This is a genomic window from Amycolatopsis sp. WAC 04182 (assembly GCF_003947465.1).
In the GTDB taxonomy this organism is placed as follows: Bacteria; Actinomycetota; Actinomycetes; order Mycobacteriales; family Pseudonocardiaceae; genus Amycolatopsis.
Window position 1 is genome coordinate 927404 of sequence record NZ_QHJJ01000002.1, and the last position, 19203, is coordinate 946606.

Consider the following 19203-nt stretch of genomic DNA (forward strand, 5'->3'; position numbering starts at 1 on the left):
GGACGCCGTGGAGCGGGCTTCCTCGCAGCCGTTGACCTGGGCTTCGCCGGGGTACGCGGCTTTCGCGCCGGCCCCTTGCTGCCGCCGCTTCGCGCCGTACTCCGTTTCCTGGTCGTCGACCCGCTAGCCATGTCTCCACGGTAACCGCCTCGACCCTCCAGCCCCGGCTGCCACTCGGAGCACATCGGAGAACATTCGTCTCAGGTCACAGCTTGAGCGGCCATCCGGGTGAAAAGCGGTTCATGACATGCTCTGCCCCATGTTCGCGCTGCATCAGGATGAGAATTCGGCTCGCCGCGCCCCGGCCATCTGGCGCACGATGCTGAACATCGACCGGGGGCTGGTCAACTTCGTCGGCAAACTCACCGTCACCGGCGGGGTTTCGGCCGAACTGCGCCGCAAGCCCTTGCTCATGACGGCCAACCACATCGGCGTGTTCGACGCGTTCGTGCTGATGGCGGCCTGCAAGCGGATCGGCATCAACCCGCGGTTCATGCTGGCGGGCGGCATCCTCGACGCGCCGGTCATCGGCCCGGCGCTGCGGGTCAGCGGCCATCTGCGGGTCGACCGCAAACAGGCGTCGACGGCCATCGGCCAGTTCACCGAAGCCACCGAAGCGCTCCGGACCACCCGCGACCCGCTGATCGTCTACCCCGAGGGCCGGATCAGCCACGACCCCGGCCTGTGGCCGGAGCGGGGCAAGACCGGGGCGGCACGGCTCGCGCTGGCCGCCGGGGTGCCGGTGATCCCGATCAGCCAGTGGGGCGCGCACGAAGCCGTGTACTGGGGCACGGAGACCGTCAACGGGCCCGCTGACCTGGTGCCGCTCGCGAAGTCCGGGCTGAGCGCACCCATGCGGCGGCCGCGGTTCAAGGTGCACTTCGGCGATCCGGTGGATCTGTCGGAGGTCGAGCCGGAGCGGCCGGGCGCCGGGGTCCGCGCGCACGCCAAGATCATGCAGGCGATCACCGACGGCCTGGTCCCGCTGCGCCGCGACGAACTCGACAAGCCGCGCTTCCACGACCCGACGCGGCCGACCGACACCGTCAGTCCGTGGAAGAAGTACTGAGTTCCGGATCCTGAGACGGGTGCCCGCGTTCGCCTAGGGTCGGCGGACGTGAGCACCCGCATCCTCGTCGTCTACTACAGCGCGACCGGCAACACCGCGAAATTGGCATCGGCGCTGGCCGGCGGTGCCCGTGAGGCCGAAGCCGACGTCCGCGTCCGCACGGTCCCCGAAACCGCCCCGCCCGGTGCGGTGGCGAGCAATCCGCGCTGGCAGGCGTGGGTGGAGGCGGGGCCGCACCACGAGACGGCGACGCTGGAAGACCTGGAGTGGGCCGACGGGTTCGCGGCCGGGAGCCCGACCCGGTTCGGCGGCCCCGCCGCCCAGCTGAAGTCCTTTTTGGACAGCACCGGCGGCCTGTGGGCCAAGGGAAAGCTGGTGAACAAGGTCGCGACGTCGTTCACCACCGCGTCCACCGCGCACGGCGGCCTCGAAGCGACCGTGCTGGCGACGAACAACATCTTCTATCACTGGGGCGCCATCGTCCTGCCGCTCGGCTACACCGACCCGCGGCTGCTCGAATCGGGCAATCCGTACGGCGGCTCGTTCGTCTCGCGCAAATCCGCCGAACCGGACGAACTCGCGCTGGACGCCCTTCGTCTCCAGGGGCGGCGCCTCGCCACCGTTTCGCGCTACGTCGCCGACGGTCTTTTCAAGGACGGGTGAAGGGAACCGCGAGTTCGTCTGCCGCGTCGTAGGGTGGTCACACAGCGTCACGCTACGGGGAGGAAGCGGGATGGCCGGCGGGTACGAAGTGGCCTTGGAGGCGATCGGCGCGGCGTCGAGCGCGGCGAAACGGGCTTCGGACGACGTCGGGAAGGTGGACCTCGCGGCCACCCTCGCCGACGTCGCGGCGGGTATGCCGGGTGGCGTATCCGGTGAAGCGGCCCGCCTGCTCGCGGACGCCTGGGGTCGCGCGGTGCCCGGCTGGGCCGCCAACACGGCGGACTACTCCGCACGACTCGACGCGGCGGCCGTCCGCTATCGCTCGAACGAGCTCGCGACGTCACGAGAACTCCCCGTCTGATGCTCACCTGGGGAGACGTGCGCCGATGGGATCCGGCCGCGATCGGCCGCGTCGCCGACGCGCTCAACGACGGCTGCACCAAGATCATCGCCGCGAACGACGACGTGGAAGCCATGGCCCGCTTCACGGGCTGGACCGGCGACGCGGCCACCGCCGCCGCGACGCGGGGTGCGTCGCTGACCTCCACCCTGGAGCGGCTCGTCGCCGAGGCGTCCGCGGTCCGGCGAGGCGCTCACGAAGTACAGATCGCGCTGGACCGGATCGTCGCGTTCGTGCGGGAGACCGACGAACTGGCGCACCGGAACGGCCTGACCATCGCCGCCGGCGGCGAGATCTCCGTCGGCGTCCCGCAGCCTGACCAGGCTCGCGTGATGGCGGAGCTGGCCGACAGGATCGAACAGGGCCTGCGCCGCGCGGCCGACGTCGACGCCGATTTCGCCGAGATCCTGCGTCGCGCCCTTCGTGGCGAGATCACCGAACAGGGTGGCAGCACGCTCGCCCAAGCGGCGGACGCCGGAGCCGCGCAGAGCGGCCTGTCGATCATCGGTCCACCAGAGAACGGCACCCCCGGCGACAACAAGGCTTGGTGGGCGAGCCTGTCGGACACGGCGAAAGTCGCTTTGCTGCAAGGAAATCCGGGGCTCATCGGCAATCTCGACGGTGTCCCGGCGGCCGACCGCGACGCCGCCAACCGCGCCGTCCTCGCCCGCGAGATCGAGCGGCTGCAGGGCGATCCCAAACTCAAGGGCCTGGAAGCCATCCAACAGCGGCTGGACCGGTCGGATCCGCAGGCGTTCCTGCTGGGACTGGACACCGGCGGCGACGGCAAGGCGATCGTTTCCGCCGGGAATCCCGACACCGCCGCGAACGTGGCGACGTACGTGCCGGGGACGGGCTCGGAACTGGCGAAGATCGGCGGCGATCTCAACCGGTCGGACAAGATGTGGGCCGCGGCGACCACCTCGGGCTCGCCGTCGACCGCCGTGATCACCTGGCTCGGCTACGACGCGCCGAACGAGATCACCGACGCCGCGAGCGACAAGTACGCCGACGGTGGCAAGGCGGCCCTCGACCAGTTCCAGGACGGGCTACGGGAAACACACCAAGGACCGCCTTCGCACAACACGGTGCTGGGACACAGCTACGGCACCACCGTCGTCGGGCACGCGGCCGGTGACGGCGGCCTCGCCGCGGACGAACTCGTCTTCGTGGCGAGCCCCGGCGTCGGCGCGCACGACGTGAGCGAACTGCATCTCGACGGCGTGAATCAGGACGAGATCGGCAAGCACGTCCACGCGACGGTGGCCGAACACGACATGATCAACCTGGCGAACGTCGAAATCGCCGGCTACGACCCGATCCTCGGCCAGGACCCGACCGACGCGGACTTCGGCGGACAGGTGTTCACGTCGGCGCCGGGTACGGACGGGTGGGGCGGGTACAGCACGGAGGCGCACAGCGAATACTGGGAAGACAACAACCCGTCGCTGAACAATCTCGGTCAGATCATCGCCGGGAAACCGACGACGTGAACCGGTCCCTCATATTCATCCTCGCCTCGCTGATGTTCTCGGCGGCCTGTTCCCCTGGAGGTGGGGACGACATGGAATCGACGATCACCGAACAGCAGGCTCGCGACAAGGTCGAGCAGTACATCAAAGGCGCACTGTCGGCATTGCCGGCCGGTGCCGCATTGAAGCCGTTCACGCGGAACCGTTCGGAATGCACGGACCCCACCGACAAAGGACCGCTGGGCCGGTTCGAGATCTCCGCGACCTACGAGATTGTCGGCCTGGACTCCGCGCGGTTCGCCGAGCATTTCACCGCGATCACCCAGTGGTGGGAATCGCACGCCTTCAAGATCCTCACCGACGCCCGGCCGACGGATCAGTATGTCTTCGCCCGCAACACCGGCGATGCCTTCGACATGTCGATCAAGGCGAACGACCTCGGCAAGTTCTATGTCGGGGCGACGTCACCCTGCGTCTGGCCGAACGGCACGCCCGAACCCCAGGCCCTCGAAGCCACCGAACCCGAGGAACCGGTCGCCGCTCCCCCGGAACCGGAGCCGGTCCGCAAACCGCGCCGGGCTCCCGTCGACGACGAGGACTTCGCCCAGACGAACTGGACCGACGGCGGCACGTCCTTCTGACATCAGCCCGCCTGAAGTCCGTGAAGGCCTCCTTGAGGGACCCAGAGTCCCTCAAGGAGGCCTTCACGGACAGCCGTCCCGCCCGAGCCCAGCCGCTGGGAAAACGGGTCGACCCGCGGTCACCCGGCCTCTACCCTCCGGCCGTGACCGCCGAACTCGCCGCCGCCCCCGCCCCGCACGTCGCGCGTCGCGGCCGGGGCATCACGCTGATCCTGCTCGCTGCGCTCTTCTTCGGGACCTCGGGTGTGCTGGGCAAACCGGCGATGCAGGCCGGGTTGTCGCCGGAGCAGGTCGCGGCGATCCGCATCGGGCTGTCGGCGATCGTGCTGCTCGCGCTCGTCGCCGTCTTCCGGCCGAGGCTCCTCAAAGTCACGAAGAACGAGTGGCCGCTGCTCCTCGCGTACGGCTCGCTCGGTGTCGCGGGCGTCCAGCTCATGTACTTCCTGGCGGCGGGCCGGATCCCGGTCGGGATCGCGATCCTGCTCGAGTTCACCTCTCCGGTGCTGATCGCGCTGTGGGTGCGGTTCGTGCGCCGGGTGCGGCTGCCGAGGGTGATGTGGGCGGGGATCGCGCTGGCGATGACGGGGCTCATGCTGGTCGCGCAGGTCTGGGAGGGGCTCAGCCTGGACGTCCTCGGGTTGCTCGCCGGGCTGGGCGCGGCCGTTTGTTCGGCGGGCTATTTCCTCTTGGGCGAGCGTGGCGTCGCGGACCGCGATCCGCTCGGCATGGTCACCTGGGGGATGACGATCGGCGCGGTCCTGGTGTGCGCGGTCGCGCCGCCGTGGACGATTCCGTGGGGCGTCCTCGGCACCCCGGCGACGTTCGGGCCGTGGGAGCCGCCGGTGTGGTCGTTGCTGATCGCGCTGGTGCTGATCGCGACCGTCCTCGCCTACGCGACGGGCATGGCGGCGCTGCGGCATCTCCCGGCGTCGGTGGCGAGCGTCGTCGGGCTGGTGGAGCCGTTGATCGCCGCCACCGCGGCCTGGCTGCTGCTGGGCGAGGCGCTCAGCTGGATCCAAGCCGCCGGCGCGGTAGTGCTGCTGACCGGCGCGTACATCGTCCAGCTGAATTCGAACGTCGTCCAGACGGACTCAACCCTGCTGGAAGCCCCGTAGGTCGCTGATCTCCTGCTGCTGCGAACGCGAGGTCGTCGCGGCGAGATCGCGGGCGTCGGGGTTGCGGCCGTGCTGGGTTTCGGTGTCGGCGATGCGGACGCCCGCTTCGCGCTGGCGCAGCAACCGCGCGGCGAACTGGCGGTCGAAGTCCTTTCCGGACAGTCCGGCCAGTGCCGCCATGTCGCCCGGGCTGATGTACCCGTCGCGCTGGATGTGTTCGAGGTTCGGGTCGTCCGGCGCGGGCTGACCCCACGCCTCGATGAGCCCGGACAGCCGCGCGATCTCCGGTTCGTGCGTGTCGATGACCCGCTTCGCGAGCGCCTTCAGCTGCTCGTTCGCCGCGCGGGTTTCCGCCAGGGAAGCCAGATCCACGCCCTGCTGGTGGTGCGCGAGGGCTTGCCGCGCGAACGCGACGTCGGCGTCGTTGAACGGAACGGCGGCCTGCTGCGCCACCGGTGAAGACCCGGGAGGCGCCGTCTGCGACTGGGGTGCCTCGTCCGAGCAGCCCGCGAGCGCGACGGCGGCCAGGGCGACGGCGGGCAGGAACCGGAGGACGGCGTGCGGCATCGAAGAGCTCCTCGGAACGCGCGGTGGAGGTGCCTAGGTTGGCAGAGTCCACATCGGCCTGTTCACCGGGGGTTGCGCAAACACTTTTCCTCCCGGGCCCGCGGTGCGACAATCCCGCGATCCGTCGTCACTCCGACAGGGGGTCACCGCGAATGGGCGCAGAAACCACGACCGAACGGGCGGGGCTGCGCCCGGAACTGCGGCAACGCCACGTCCGGATGATCGCGCTCGGCGGCATCATCGGCGCGAGCCTGTTCATCGGCAGCGGCGCGGTGATCCACACCGTCGGCCCGGCGGCCGTCCTCTCCTACGCCATCGGCGGCCTGATCGTCGTGCTGGTGATGCGGATGCTGGGCGAGATGGCGACGGCCGCGCCGTCACAGGGGTCCTTCATGGAATACGCGCGGACCTCGCTGGGCGGCTGGGCGGGCTTCACCGTCGGCTGGCTGTACTGGTACTTCTGGGTCGGCGTGGTCGCGTTCGAGGCGGTCGCCGGGGCGAAGATCCTGCAGACGTGGATTCCCGTTGTGCCGCAATGGATCTTCTCGCTCGTGCTGATGCTGCTGCTGACCGCGACCAACCTCGCTTCGGCCCGCTCGTTCGGGGAGACGGAGTTCTGGCTCGCGTCGGTCAAGATCGCCACGATCGTGGTGTTCCTCGTGGTGGGCATCCTGTTCGTGCTCGGGGCCTGGCCAGGCGGATCGTTCTCGGTCGGCAACATCGCGCAGGACGGTTTCCTGGCCAACGGCCCGTTCTCGGTGGTACACGGGGTGGTGATCGTGATCTTCTCCTACTTCGGCGCGGAGATCGTCACCATCGCCGCCGCGGAATCGCGAGAACCCGAGACGGCCGTGCGCAAGGCGACCTCGTCGATCGTCTGGCGGGTCATCGTGTTCTACGTCGGCTCCGTGACGCTGCTGGTGATGATCACCGGCTGGCGTGACATCCCGACCACGACGAGCCCGTTCGCCGCCGCGTTCGGCCGGTTCGGCATCCCCGCCGCCGAGACCGTGGTCAGCGCGGTGGTGCTGACGGCCGTGCTGTCGGTGCTGAATTCGGGCCTGTACACCGCTTCTCGCATGCTGTTCGCGTTGCGCGGCAACGGCTGGGCGCCGAAGTGGATCGCGGACACGAACCGGCGCGGCGTGCCGTGGAAGGCGATCCTGGTGTCCACTTCGGTCGGTTACGTGGCCGTGGTGATGAACTTCGTGTCCCCGGACAAGATCTTCTACTTCATCATCAACTCCGCCGGGGCGGTCGCGTTGTTCGTCTACGCGATCATCGCCGGCTCACAGCTCCGGATGCGGCGGCGCCTGGAGGCCGAAGCGCCGGAACGGCTGAAGCTGCGCATGTGGGGCTACCCGTGGCTGAGCTGGCTCACCCTCGCCGGGACGCTGGCCGTGGTCGCCTCGATGCTGTTCGTCGACGCGGACACGCGGGCACAGCTGTACCTGAGCCTGATCAGCCTGGCGGTGATCCTCGGCGTCTACTTCATCCAGCGCCGGCGATCCGGCCCAGAGCGCCGTAAAACACCTCTCCGATCTTCGCGGGATCACGGCTGAGAAAGGCCTGGCCGCCGGCGGGCGCGACGAGCTGACGGAGTTCGGTCTCGTCGGCCTCCGGCCCGATCCCGATGGCGATCAACGGCACCGGGCGGTCCCGGTCGCTCAGCTTTCCCAGCTCCGCCACCAGGTTCTCGCGACTGATACCGCCGGGATCGGTGTTGCGGCCGTCGGTCATCACGATGACGAGGTTCAGCTTCCCCCGCTCCCATTCCTCATGCGCCAGCCGGTAGACGTCGAGGACGCTGTCGTAGAGCCCGGTCTGCCCGTCCGGCACGGCGCGGACGGCGCGCAACCGGTCGACGGCGGCCAGCTGCTGACGGATCGGCGCCATCGGCAGGATCTCCCGGTAATCCCGCTCACCGTCCACTTTGGTCGCGAAGGCCAGAAAACGGACCTGTGACGTGGATTTGAACAGGTGCAAGGCGTTCTCCGCCGCCTCAAGTGTGACCCGCAGCCGGGACTTGCCGGTTCCCGGGACCGGCGCGCTCATCGAACCGGACACGTCGATCAACACCTGGACCCGGGCGCTCGCGTTCACCCCGGCCCACTGGCTGAGCGCCTTGGCGACCTCCTCGGCGGCCGGGATCTCGGCGCTGCGCTGTCCCTGTGCCTCGACGCGTTGATCGGTTTCCGTGAGCCGCAACGCTTGCCCGCCGGGGGCGCGCAAGTCGGATCGCGGACCTGTCGCGGCTCCGTACAGCAGGGTGCGTTTCAGTTCCGCGACGGCCTTGCCCTGCTGCGGGGTCGCTCCCGCGAGCTCGACGAACGGGTAGTCGAGCGCTGGAGCGTCGGGTGAGTACACGGCCACCAGCGCGGTTTCGCCTTCGAGAAGCCCGGAGTTGTGCCGCAGCACCGCGTTCTCCGCCGCGGGGTACGCCGTCGCGCCGGATGTGGTGGCGGAGAACTTCCGGAGCAGAGCCACGTACGCGGCGGCGGGATCCGAAGCGCCCTTCGTGACTTCGCGCAGTGCGAGCAGCGCGGACACCCCGGCGGGATCATGTACCGGATCCGGCATTCCCGCGGCGACTCCGGCACCGTCGAGCACTTCCGGCCAGGTCAGCGACTTGCGGGGCCAGCCGAGCGACCGCGCGACCGGCTCCGCGACCGCGAGCACCACCGGCGAACTGGCGATCGACGGCCCGGAGGCGGGAGCACCTTCGGCCCGCCCGAGGAACAGCGTCGAGGACGGGATCCAGGCTTGGGGCTTGGGCGCGGTTCCGGACAGCTCTTCCGGCAGTTGGCCGGATTCCCTGGGCTGCACGTCGAAAGCGACGCAGGCGAGAGCGAGGGTCCGGGCGGCCTCGGTGACCGCGGGCGCGATGTCGGGTGACGCGGCGACGACCACCCGCACGGGCTCGCAGGCGGGTTCGGACCTCTCCATGGCCACCGCGACCCACGTGGCCGCGCCGAGCACGGCCGCCAGCGCGAGCGCCAGCAACGGGAGCAGTATCCGTCTTCGGGTCCGGGTGGTGGCGTGGCGTCCCATGGACTCTCCCGGTCTCCCGGCATGGGGTTCGAGGAGCGTCCGAGGGTACGCCGCGAGCACCCCTAGGGGAAGGCTGCGACTTTCGGCGGAGAAAGACCCCACCGAGGCGGGAGGTGCCCCGACACGGGTCGCGGAACACTTGCCCGGTAAGGAAAGCACTCGAAATCGGGGGAATTCGTGATGAACCGGCCCACTCGTGCGGAACAGCGCAAAGCCCGCAACGCCCTCTTCGGCCAGGCGATCACGGTCGCCTTCGCCCTGCTGCTCGCGGCCGCCACTCGCGCGTGAAGGCCCCCTTCCCTCGGCTGATGGAATTCAGGCATGCGCGCGCCAGCGCGTCCGTTGAGGGCGGCGGCGGGGGCATGGATGGAGGAAGGGGGCCTTCACGCGCGTTCGGGGCTAGACGGGGATGACCGTCGGCACGATCATCGGACGGCGCCGGTAGGTGTCGGCGACCCAGCGGCCGACGACGCGGCGCACGGCCTGCGCGATGCGGTGCGTGTCGGTGATGCCCTCGGCCTCGGTCCTCGCGAGTTCCATCTCCACCATCGGGAGCACGGCGTCGAGCGCCTTCGGGTCGTCGGAGAACCCGCGTCCGGACACCGTCGGGCGCGTCACCGCGCGGCCGGTGCTGGTGTCGACGGCGACCGTGATGGCGATGAAGCCGCCTTCGCCGAGCACGAGCCGGTCGGACAAGGTCGACTCGCCGACGTCGCCGACCGAGAGGCCGTCGACGTACACGTGCCCGACCTCGACGCGGCCGGTCCGCGTGGCCTTGCCGTCGACGAGGTCGACCACGACGCCGTCCTCGGCGATGACCACGTTCTCCGGCGCGACGCCGGTGCGGACGGCCAGTTCGCCGTTGGCGCGCAGGTGCTTCCACTCGCCGTGCACCGGCATGACGTTGCTGGGGCGCACCGCGTTGTACAGGTACAGCAGCTCGCCCGCCGACGCGTGCCCGGACACGTGCACCTTGGCGTTGCCCTGGTGCACGACGTTCGCGCCCAGCCGGGTGAGGCCGTTGACGACGCCGAAGACGGCGGTCTCGTTGCCCGGGATCATCGAGCTGGCCAGCACGACGGTGTCGCCGGCGCGGATCGAGATCTGCCGGTGCTCGCCGCGCGCCATCCGCGACAGCGCCGACAGCGGCTCGCCCTGCGAACCGGTCGACACGAACAGCACCTTGCTCTCGGGCAGGTCGCCCGCCTGGTCGAGGTTGACCAGCAGGCCGTCGGGCACGTTCAGCAGCCCGAGGTCGGCGGCGATGCCCATGTTCCGGACCATCGACCGGCCGACGAAGGCGACCCGGCGGCCATGCCGGACGGCGGCGTCGAGCACCTGCTGGACGCGGTGCACGTGGCTCGCGAAACAGGCGACGATGACACGCTGGCCGACCTTGCGGACGACGTCGTCGAGCACCGGGCCGATGTCGCGTTCCGGCATGACGAAGCCGGGCACCTCGGCGTTGGTCGAGTCGACGCAGAACAGGTCCACGCCCTCGTCGCCGAGCCGGGAGAACCCGGCGAGGTCGGTCAGCCTGCCGTCGAGCGGGAGCTGGTCGAGCTTGATGTCACCGGTGTGCAGCACGACACCCGCGGGCGTGCGGATGGCCACCGCGAGCGCGTCCGGGATCGAGTGGTTGACCGCGAAGAACTCGAGGTCGAACTCGCCGACCTTGCGTCGCTCGCCCTCGCGGACCTCGATCAGGTTCGGCCGCTGCCGGTGCTCCTTGGCCTTGGCCGCGAGCAGCGCGTTCGTGAACCGGGAGCCGTAGATCTTCAGGTCCGGGACCAGCCGCAGCAGGAACGGGACGGCGCCGATGTGGTCCTCGTGCCCGTGGGTGAGGACGAGGCCGTCAATGTCCTCGAGGCGGTCTTCGATCGCGCGGAAGTCGGGCAGGATCAGGTCGACGCCGGGCTGGTCGTCTTCGGGGAAGAGCACCCCGCAGTCGACGATCAGCAGACGGCCGCCGAACTCGAAGACGGTCATGTTGCGGCCGACTTCGCCGATCCCGCCGAGCGCGACCACGCGCAAGGCGCCTTCGGGCAGCGCGGGCGGTGGGGTGGTCGGTCCTGGTCCGGTTGGCAATGAACTCACCGAGGCATGGTCCCTACGCTGGTATGTGAGGTCGGCGCCGTGTAGGCCGCCGCTGAATCTGCTTGTGCCACTCGTGCACCATGCCAGTCACTGGCGGCGCTTTCCCCGAGCGGCACGCCTCCCTGGGCGAGATCCGCGGAAATCGCCTGGAGCTGCTCGTCGTTCGCGGCCACGATGGGCAGCCGCGGGTCACCGATGTCGAATCCGCGCAGCCGCAGGGCCGCCTTCGAGAACGCCACCCCGCCGACCCGGGACATCGCCCGCAGGACCGGCAGCATGCCGCGGTGGTTGGTGCGCGCGGTGGAGGTGTCGCCGGACTCGTAGGCGTCCATCATGCCGCGGATGCGGCCCGCCACGACGTGCCCGATCACGCTGACCACGCCGGTGCCGCCGACGGAGACCCACGGGAGGTTGAGGCCGTCGTCACCGGAGTAGTAGGCGAGCTGGGTGTTCGCGATGACCTCGGAGCCGGCGATCAGGTCGCCCTTGGCGTCCTTGACCGCGAGGATGCGCGGGTGCTCGGCCAGCCGCAGCAGCGTGTCGACCTCGATGGGGACGATCGAGCGCGGCGGGATGTCGTAGAGCATCACCGGCAGCTCGGTGGCGTCGGCGACCGTGGTGAAGTGCGCGTAGAGCCCGGCCTGGCTGGGCCGCGAGTAGTACGGCGTGACGACGAGGATGCCGTGCGCGCCCGCCGCTTCGGCCTGCTTCGCCTGCTCGATGCTGTGCGCGGTGTTGTTCGTGCCCGCCCCGGCGACGATCGTCGCGCGGTCGCCGACGGCTTCGACGACGGCGCGGACCAGCTCGGCCTTCTCGGCGTCGGTCGTGGTGGGGCTCTCCCCGGTCGTGCCGTTCACGACGAGACCGTCGTTGCCCAGTTCCACGAGGTGTTCGGCCAGCTCCTGCGCCCGCTTCAGGTCCAGCGCGCCGTCGGCGTCGAAGGGGGTGGCCATCGCGGTGAGCACGCGCCCGAACGGTCTTCCCGGCGCTGCGGTTGGTGGAGTGGACATGCTGAGAAGGTACCTCCTGCGAGCGCCGAACCCCTTGCCGACGTGGTCGTTCCCGAGAATGCGGGAGATTTTCCGCGACGAAGGCGAACTCGGCGCAAACTCTCTGTGAGCTATTTGACCTTGGTCGTGATCTGCGCGGGGATCTGGCTGCCGTCGGTCTTGGCGAGCAGGCAGAAGTAGCCGCGCGAGTAGCTCCGGTCGTCCTCGTTGGGCGGCCGGTTCCATTCGGCTTCGGTCGGCACGACGGCCCGCCAGGTCAGCGAGGCCCGCTGTACCCCGGGCACGACGTTCGAATTGAAGGTCGCCGAGCACAGCGACTCGGCGATCCGGTTGACCGCGTCCGCGCCGGGATACACCGCGACCTGGGCGTCGTCGTCCGAATAGGACTGGACTTCGAGCAGGCTGCCCTTGGCGAAGACCTCCAGCAGGTGGTCCTTGCCGCAACTGATGCCGTCGTTCAGGTTGACGCCCTCTTTGAGCGGCACGTTGTAGCAGTCACCGGAGGAACCGAGCTTGATCTGCCCGTTGATGCCGTAGGTCAGGGTGGGCTGGGCCTGGTTGTTCCCCGCCGGCGCGGCCATCCAGCGGCCGAGGAAGATCCCGCCGACCAGCGCGCCGATCACGGCGACCGCGGCCAGGCTCAGCCACAGCGGGCGCAGATTGCGCTTCGCGGGGGCCGGGGCGAGCCGGGTCATCGGCTGGCCGGACTGCGGCATCATCGCGGTGCCGCCCGAGGGCGGCGTCGGCTGGGCCTGCACGCCCTGCGCGGCCGCCAGCAGGCTGCGCACCTGGTCGTACGACATCCGCGCCTCGGGTTTGGTGACCAGCAGGCCGAGGATCGCGGCGGCCAGCGGGCCCTGGACCCTGGTCAGGTACGGGGCCTCGGTCATGATCGCGTGCAGCGTCGCGGCGGTGGTCGACCGTTCGAACGCGACGATGCCCTCCGCGGCGAAGAACAGCGTCGTGCCCAGCGACCAGAGGTCGGATTCGGGCATCGCGTCCCGGCCCTCGACCCGTTCCGGCGCCATGAACGCGGGCGAGCCGACGATCATGCCGCTGGTGGTCAGGCGCGGGTCGTCGGCGGCGTGCGCGATGCCGAAGTCGGTGAGCTTCACCCGCCCGTCCGCCGCGACCATGATGTTCGCGGGTTTGACGTCGCGGTGCACGATCCCGGCGGCGTGCGCGGCCCGCAGCGCGGACAGCACCCGCTCCCCCACCAGCGCGATCTGCTGGGCTGGCAGCGGACCGTGATCGCGCACCAGGTCGGCCAGCGTCGGCGCCTCGACCAGCTCCATCACGATGTAGGTCGCGCCGTTCTCGGTGACGACGTCGTACACGGTGACCACGGCCGGGTCGTTGAGACGACCGGCGGAGCGGACCTCGCGCAGCATCCGCTCCGTCAGCACCGAGGCGTCCTCGGGCGCGTTCGGGAACTTCAGCTCCTTGATCGCCACCTGACGGCCGATCACCTGGTCCTGTGCGCGCCAGACGATGCCCATCCCGCCGCGGCCGAGCTCGCCCAGCAGGGCGTATCGGCCGGCGACGATCCGCGCGCCGGCGGCCTGATGCGTCTGCTGGGGCGGCCCGTACGGACGGGTCTGTTCGTCGGTCAAGGTTCGGTGCTCCTTCGGTTCGCGCAGGATGCTAACTCGGACCCGTTCGCGCTCCGAAAGGTTCCTTCGCCGAGCTCGTGGATCAGACCGTGACCTCGTGCCCGGCTTCCCGGAGCGCCTTCACCGCGCGTTCCAGCTCGGGAGCCCGGACCAGCACGTGGTCGGTGTCGAAAGTGGACATCGAGAACAGCGCCACCCCGGCGGCGGCCAGCTCGCTGGACAGCGCCGCGATGATGCCGGTCAGCGTGAAGGCCAGCGGCCCGCGCACCGACAACAGCCGCCAGCCGTCCTCGACGGTGGCCCCGGCGGGTGCGAGACCGGCCGGGCAGATCACCGACAGCTCCTCCGGCGTCCGCGTGATCGAGATCAGCACGGGCTCGCCGGGGTCGAGCAGGTTCGCCGGCACCGGCGCGTCCGGGGCGAGGCGGGCGACCGCGTACTCGCCGGGCCGGACGTCGATCGCGAGGCGTCGCATCAGCCCTCGAGGACCTTCGGGCTGGACGCGACCTCGGTGCCGTCGGGCAGCGCGGAAATGGTGAAGTCCGCGAACACGTTGCTCGAAGCCTTCTGCAGCTCACGCAGGCACTCGATGGCCAGGGCGCGGATCTCGACGTCGGCGTGCTCGGTGGCGCGCATCGCGATGAAGTGCCGCCAGGCGCGGTAGTTGCCGGTGACCACGATGCGGGTCTCGGTCGCGTTCGGCAGCACGGCGCGGGCGGCCTGGCGGGCCTGCTTGCGGCGCAGGGTGGCGCTCGGCACGTCGGCGAACTTCTCCTCCAGGCCGGCGAGCAGCTCGGTGTAGGCGTCGACGGCGGCCTGCGAGGCGGCGAGGAACTTGGCGTGCAGCTCCGGGTCCTGCGCGATGACGTCGGGCTCGACGAACGCGGCGTCGCGCTCCGGCACGTAGCGCTGCGAAAGCTGCGAGTAGGAGAAGTGCCGGTGGCGGATCAGCTCGTGCGTCAGCGAGCGGGAGATCCCGGTGATGTAGAAGCTGACGGATCCGTGCTCCAGCACCGAAAGGTGGCCGACGTCGATGATGTGCTCGAGGTAGCCGGCGTTGGTGGCCGTCTTCGGGTTCGGCTTCTTCCAGGACTGGTAGCAGGCCCGGCCCGCGAATTCGGCCAGCGCCTCACCACCGTCGGCATCGGTCGACCACGGTACGTCCGACGGCGGGAAGAACTCCGTCTTCGCGATCAGTTGAACCTTGGGTGACACGGTCTCGGCCACGTTCGCACTCCTTTACGACCCCTGCTCCACGACTCCGGGCAGCGTAACCGCAACCCGGTTTGACGCCGGGGCGACATCACGGTGACGTCATGGCCTCCTTGACTGACATCAGAAGTGACGTCATAGTGGTGTCATGGATCTGACGCCGTACATCACAAGCCTTCGCGAGGACCTCGCGAACACGGCTTCGGCCGGCGACGAGCAGACTCGGCGCGCTGCCGCGCTGCTGTCGTCGGCGCTGGAGCCCGCCGCCCGCCTGACCATCATGAACGCCCTCGCCGACCTGGCCGCCGAAGTGACTTCGGCGCTGCCGGGGCACGTCGTCGACGTCCGGCTCGACGGCCGCGACGTGCGCGTCGTCGTCACCGGCTCCGCCGAGGGCTCCGAGCAGTCCGCGCCCCGCCAAGAGGCGCCGCGGGAGGCCCCGCGCGCGCCCAAGGTGGACACGGGCGACATCACCCGCATCACGCTGCGCCTGTTCGAGCAGGTCAAAGGCCAGGCCGAAGCCGCGGCCGCCGCTCAGGGCGTCTCGCTGAACACGTTCGTCTCGCAAGCCGTCCAGGGGGCGCTGGGCAAGAGCGGCAGCGAGCACTGGCACTACAAGCAGAAGCCGGGCGGCGGTGCCGGTTCACACCTGCACGGCTGGGTCCAGGGCTGAGGGGGACGGAAATGAGCGAGGAAAACACTCCCGCGGGTGAAGAGACCGTGCGGGTCGAGGACTTCGAGGCCGAGGGCCCGATCGAGGTCGACGTGAGCGTGGGCATCGGCCGGGTGACCATCGAACTGACCGGCGAGAGCGGCGTCCACGCCGAGGTCCGCCGGGACGGCGGCGAACAGCAGCCGTGGGTGGACGGGATGACGAGCCTGCTCAGCTGGGTCGGCGAACGCTTCGGCGACCAGCTCGGCGGTTCACCGGCGGGTTCGGTTGGCGACGCCGTGGCGCAGACGCGGATCGAGAAGGTCGGCAACCGGCTGGTCGTCCAGGCGCCGAAGGCCTGGCAGCTGAAGAACGTCCCGCTCGCCGTGACCGTCCGGGCGCCCGCCGGTTCGCATCTGGAGGTGCGGGCCGGGGCGGCCGACGTCACGGTCACCGGCTCCGCCGGGCGGGCCGACCTCCTGACCGGCGCCGGAAAGATCGGTCTCGAACGGGCCGACGGTTCGGCGATCGTCCGCACCGGCACCGGCGACATCAAACTCGGGCCGACCCTGTCCGGGCTTCAGCTGCGCACCGGCAGCGGCTCGGTCGAGGCTGCCTCGGTGAGCGGTTCGGCCACGCTCGCGACCGGCACGGGAGACGTCTGGCTCGGCGAGGTCGCGGGCGAAGTCCTGGCGCGTACCGGCAGCGGCTCCCTCTCGGTGGCGGACGCCGCCTCCGGGACGCTGGAGCTGACCACCGGATCGGGTGAAGTCCGGGTCGGGATCCGCGGCGGCGTCCAGGCGGAGATCGATCTTTCGTCGACGACCGGTTCGGTGTCGAGCGAACTGGAGGTCGCGGAGACCGCGCCTTCGGAGGTTTCGCTGAAGGTGCGGGCGCGCACCGGTACCGGCGACGCGGTGGTGACCAGCGCGGCCAGCTGAGCCGCGGGCCGCAGGGGGATCGAGGGACCTTTGCTCTCACTTTCCACGGGGGTGGGAGCGAAGGTCCCTCGCTCGTTTCACCGCCCCCTGCCGACCAGTGCCGTCCGTAAGTTGAGTGTTGCGAAAGCCACTTTCGCAACACTCAACGTTGCGAACGTGGCTTTCGCAACCGCAGTGGGGGCGCAGCGAGCCTTCACCGCCTTGATGACCGCCACGTTCCTGCACCAGCAGTCACAGCAGCCGCGTGTGACGGACAGTCAAGACCAAAGGTGTCTTAGGCGCGGTGGCGGTTTCGCGTGATCAGACGGACGACACCCGTGTTGGGATGGACGACACACGTGATTGGACGGACGACTCGCGGCGAAACCCGGCCGCGGTCGTGTCGTCCATCCAGTCACGCGTGTCGTCCGTCTGATCACGCGTGTCGTCCGTTCAGTCACGTGACATCCCGGCGCGAGCGGATCAGCGCACGAGGCGCGAAAGCACCGGCGCAAGGTCGCCCCGCTCCCCCACCACGACCCCGTCCAGCCCCTGCCATTCCGCCATCAGCCGCAACTCGCCCGCCAGCTCGCTCGCGACCCGCGCGACATCCACCCCGGGCTCGGCGAAAGCGCCTTGAACGCGAAGCACTCCGGCGGCCCGATCGCACTTGAGGTCCACCCGGCCGACGAGTTCGCCGTCGAGCAGGAACGGGAACACGTAGTACCCGTAGATCCGCTTCGGCTCGGGCACGTAGATCTCGATGCGGTAGAAGAAGTCGAAGATGCGCTCGGTGCGGGCACGTTCCCAGATCAGCGGGTCGAACGGCGACAGCAATGCCCGGCCGGTGACGCGGCGAGGCGCCTTCGCCGCGACGTGCCGGTACGCCGGGGCGGGCCATCCGTCCACGGTCACCGGTTCGAGCACACCCTCCTCGACCAGTTCGGCCACCGCCCGTTTGCTGACGTCAGGGCCGAGCCGGTAGTAGTCCCGCAGATCCGGTTCGGTGCCGATGCCCAGCGCGACGGCCGCGCGCGTGATCAGTTCGCGGGCGCCTTCCTCCGGGCTCACGGTGAGCGAAAGGATCTCCGGCGGGACGACGCGTTCGGTCAGGTCGTAAAGCCGCTCGAACGACCGGCGCGTGCCGGTGGTCAGCTGCCCCATGCCGAAGAGCCACTCGCAGGCCTTCTTGACCTCGGACCGCTCCCACCACGAGCCGGGTTTGGTACCGCCCGACTCACTCTCCAGCACACGCTCGATACCGCCCGCGCCGATCGGTCCGTGTTCCTTCACCACGGTGAGGATGTTGTCCACCAGCTGCGGCGTCTGCTCCAGCACTCGCGCGTAGTTCGTCCACCAGCCCATGCGTTTCGCCCCGGACCGCAGGAGCGGCCAGTCCGTGATCGGCAGCAGACTCGCCTCGTGGGCCCAGGTTTCGACCAGCAGCCGGGGTTTGCGCGCGGAGTGGGACCAGGCCGCGTCGTCCACCAGCGCGGGCTCGTACGCGCCGAGCCGGGAGAACAGCGGCATGTAGTGCGCGCGGACCGCGACGTTCACCGAATCCAGTTGCAGCAACTGGATTCGCGACAGCACGCGTTGCAGATGCCGCCTGGTCACCGCTCCGCCCGGACGTGCCTCGGCGAACCCCTGTGCGGCCAGCGCGATCCGGCGCGCGACCGGCCCGCTGATGGTCGTAGTGCTCATCGTCCGCATGCTGCCATCCACCACCGACAGTTTTCCGCGACACCGCTAATCTGCGCAGCATGGCCACCGCCGCAGTCCGCCCAGCAGTCGTGTCCGACGCCCCTGAAATCGCGCGCATCCAACGCGACACCTGGCGAAGCGCCTACACGGAGTTGCTCGGCGAAGCGGCTGTCGCCGGGCTCGAGGACGTGGAACTCGAGAAGACCTGGGCCGAAACGATCGAGTACCCGGGCACGCGGGTCTTCGTCGCCACCGAAGGCGAGTTCACCGTCGGTTTCTGTGTCGCCGGCCGCGCTCCGGAGAGCGAGGTGTCCACCGCGGACGGAGCACTGCCTGACGACGCTTCGACGACGGCGCTCATCGCCTCGCTGCTGGTCGAACCGCGCTGGGGACGGCGCGGGCACGCGGGACGGCTGCTGGCGAACGCGTCCGCCTGGCTGCGCGAGGACGGCGCCACGCGCGGGATCAGCTGGGTCGCCCAGACCGATCACGCGTCACTGGGCTTCTTCCGCCGCGCGGGCTGGTCGCCCGACGGGACCGTCCGCATCCTCGACACCGGAAGCACGAACGTGCGCGAAGTCCGGCTCACCGGCGGTCTCGACCTCGAACTCGCTCCCTGACTTCGCGAACACGACCCAGCGCATCACCGAGTACATGAAGACGCCTTCGCAGGCCCCGGCGATGAGCCGGGAGAGGCGGTAGTCGACGCCCAGCGCGGCCAGCCCGGCGCCGACGCCGAGCAGGAACGCCACGTAGTTGACGACGATCGCGATGACGTAGAGCACCGCCTGCCTGCCGACGGGCGCGTGCGAGCGGAAGTTCATGCTGCGGTTCAGCACGAAGCTCAGTCCGAACGCCGTCGCGTAGGCGAGCGTGATCGCCAGCCACACCGGCAGGCCGAGCCAGCTCCGGAGCAGCATCAGCAGGATCAGGTCGACCCCGAAGGTGAACCCGTTGATGAGCGCGAAACCGAGGAAACTCGGCGCCACCAGCCGGGAAAGCCCGAAGGGGAGGCGC

At 69.8% G+C, this 19203-nt stretch carries 18 protein-coding genes and 1 pseudogene; 10 read left to right on the plus strand and 9 right to left on the minus strand.

Annotation, left to right across the window (positions count from 1 at the left end; genetic code table 11):
• Nucleotides 1-259: 259 nt before the first annotated feature.
• From DMH01_RS11560 to DMH01_RS11585, 6 genes are all read left to right on the plus strand, one after another.
• The gene (locus tag DMH01_RS11560; protein WP_199745440.1) at nucleotides 260-1069 is read left to right on the plus strand and encodes a 1-acyl-sn-glycerol-3-phosphate acyltransferase; all 810 of its coding nucleotides are present in this window, start codon (nucleotides 260-262) and stop codon (nucleotides 1067-1069) included.
• Nucleotides 1070-1117: 48 nt separating this feature from the next.
• Nucleotides 1118-1732, plus strand: a complete 615-nt coding sequence (gene wrbA, locus DMH01_RS11565) for an NAD(P)H:quinone oxidoreductase (protein ID WP_125675855.1) — start codon at nucleotides 1118-1120, stop codon at nucleotides 1730-1732.
• A gap of 70 nt (nucleotides 1733-1802) precedes the next feature.
• Nucleotides 1803-2093 carry a hypothetical protein gene (locus tag DMH01_RS11570; protein WP_125675857.1) on the plus strand — a complete coding sequence of 97 codons (291 nt, stop codon included), beginning with the start codon at nucleotides 1803-1805 and terminating at the stop codon, nucleotides 2091-2093.
• Entirely contained in the window at nucleotides 2093-3625 is a 1533-nt protein-coding gene (locus tag DMH01_RS11575; protein ID WP_125675859.1) for an alpha/beta hydrolase, read from the plus strand. Before DMH01_RS11570 ends, DMH01_RS11575 begins: the two co-directional genes overlap by 1 nt.
• 71 nt (nucleotides 3626-3696) lie before the next feature.
• Nucleotides 3697-4245 carry a hypothetical protein gene (locus tag DMH01_RS11580; RefSeq protein WP_125675861.1) on the plus strand — a complete coding sequence of 183 codons (549 nt, stop codon included), beginning with the start codon at nucleotides 3697-3699 and terminating at the stop codon, nucleotides 4243-4245.
• A 143-nt stretch (nucleotides 4246-4388) separates the two neighbouring features.
• Nucleotides 4389-5360, plus strand: a complete 972-nt coding sequence (locus DMH01_RS11585; RefSeq protein ID WP_125675863.1) for a DMT family transporter — start codon at nucleotides 4389-4391, stop codon at nucleotides 5358-5360.
• Here DMH01_RS11585 and DMH01_RS11590 read toward each other — a convergent pair.
• Nucleotides 5337-5927, minus strand: coding sequence for a DUF305 domain-containing protein (locus tag DMH01_RS11590; RefSeq protein ID WP_125675865.1), 591 nt, complete (start codon nucleotides 5925-5927; stop codon nucleotides 5337-5339). The genes DMH01_RS11585 and DMH01_RS11590 overlap by 24 nt on opposite strands.
• 152 nt (nucleotides 5928-6079) lie before the next feature.
• On the opposite strand from DMH01_RS11590, the gene DMH01_RS11595 reads away from it, so the two are divergent.
• On the plus strand, nucleotides 6080-7489 hold the full coding sequence (locus tag DMH01_RS11595) for an amino acid permease (RefSeq protein WP_125675867.1): 1410 nt from the start codon (nucleotides 6080-6082) through the stop codon (nucleotides 7487-7489).
• Here DMH01_RS11595 and DMH01_RS11600 read toward each other — a convergent pair.
• The 6 genes from DMH01_RS11600 to thyX all read right to left on the minus strand — a co-directional run bounded on the left by DMH01_RS11600 (nucleotide 7419) and on the right by thyX (nucleotide 14925).
• Nucleotides 7419-8978, minus strand: coding sequence for a VWA domain-containing protein (locus tag DMH01_RS11600; protein WP_125675869.1), 1560 nt, complete (start codon nucleotides 8976-8978; stop codon nucleotides 7419-7421). The genes DMH01_RS11595 and DMH01_RS11600 overlap by 71 nt on opposite strands.
• Before the next feature lie 399 nt (nucleotides 8979-9377).
• Entirely contained in the window at nucleotides 9378-11075 is a 1698-nt protein-coding gene (locus DMH01_RS11605) for a ribonuclease J (RefSeq protein WP_185927423.1), read from the minus strand.
• Nucleotides 11072-12085, minus strand: a complete 1014-nt coding sequence (gene dapA, locus DMH01_RS11610) for a 4-hydroxy-tetrahydrodipicolinate synthase (protein WP_034312161.1) — start codon at nucleotides 12083-12085, stop codon at nucleotides 11072-11074. The genes DMH01_RS11605 and dapA overlap by 4 nt, the downstream gene beginning before the upstream one ends.
• 110 nt (nucleotides 12086-12195) lie before the next feature.
• Nucleotides 12196-13698, minus strand: a complete 1503-nt coding sequence (locus DMH01_RS11615) for a serine/threonine-protein kinase (protein WP_125675871.1) — start codon at nucleotides 13696-13698, stop codon at nucleotides 12196-12198.
• Between the two features lie 82 nt (nucleotides 13699-13780).
• On the minus strand, nucleotides 13781-14173 hold the full coding sequence (locus tag DMH01_RS11620; protein ID WP_125675873.1) for an ACT domain-containing protein: 393 nt from the start codon (nucleotides 14171-14173) through the stop codon (nucleotides 13781-13783).
• The gene (gene thyX / locus DMH01_RS11625) at nucleotides 14173-14925 is read right to left on the minus strand and encodes an FAD-dependent thymidylate synthase (RefSeq protein WP_007029376.1); all 753 of its coding nucleotides are present in this window, start codon (nucleotides 14923-14925) and stop codon (nucleotides 14173-14175) included. The genes DMH01_RS11620 and thyX overlap by 1 nt, the downstream gene beginning before the upstream one ends.
• Nucleotides 14926-15058: 133 nt before the next feature.
• Here thyX and DMH01_RS11630 point away from each other — a divergent pair, with 133 nt between their 5' ends.
• Nucleotides 15059-15583: a toxin-antitoxin system HicB family antitoxin gene (locus tag DMH01_RS11630; protein ID WP_034312170.1), complete on the plus strand. Its 525-nt coding sequence runs from the start codon at nucleotides 15059-15061 to the stop codon at nucleotides 15581-15583.
• Nucleotides 15584-15594: 11 nt separating this feature from the next.
• The gene (locus DMH01_RS11635) at nucleotides 15595-16503 is read left to right on the plus strand and encodes a DUF4097 family beta strand repeat-containing protein (protein ID WP_125675875.1); all 909 of its coding nucleotides are present in this window, start codon (nucleotides 15595-15597) and stop codon (nucleotides 16501-16503) included.
• 462 nt (nucleotides 16504-16965) lie between these two features.
• Here DMH01_RS11635 and DMH01_RS11640 read toward each other — a convergent pair whose 3' ends face one another.
• On the minus strand, nucleotides 16966-18186 hold the full coding sequence (locus tag DMH01_RS11640; RefSeq protein WP_125675877.1) for a winged helix-turn-helix domain-containing protein: 1221 nt from the start codon (nucleotides 18184-18186) through the stop codon (nucleotides 16966-16968).
• Between the two features lie 59 nt (nucleotides 18187-18245).
• Between DMH01_RS11640 and DMH01_RS11645 the strand changes: the two genes are divergently transcribed.
• Nucleotides 18246-18806 (plus strand): GNAT family N-acetyltransferase, encoded by a 561-nt coding sequence (locus tag DMH01_RS11645; RefSeq protein WP_233621471.1) that lies wholly within the window; start codon nucleotides 18246-18248, stop codon nucleotides 18804-18806.
• Nucleotides 18807-18872: 66 nt separating this feature from the next.
• Here DMH01_RS11645 and DMH01_RS43255 read toward each other — a convergent pair.
• Nucleotides 18873-19106: pseudogene (locus tag DMH01_RS43255) on the minus strand (GtrA family protein); the annotation flags it as partial.
• Between the last annotated feature and the right edge of the window lie 97 nt (nucleotides 19107-19203).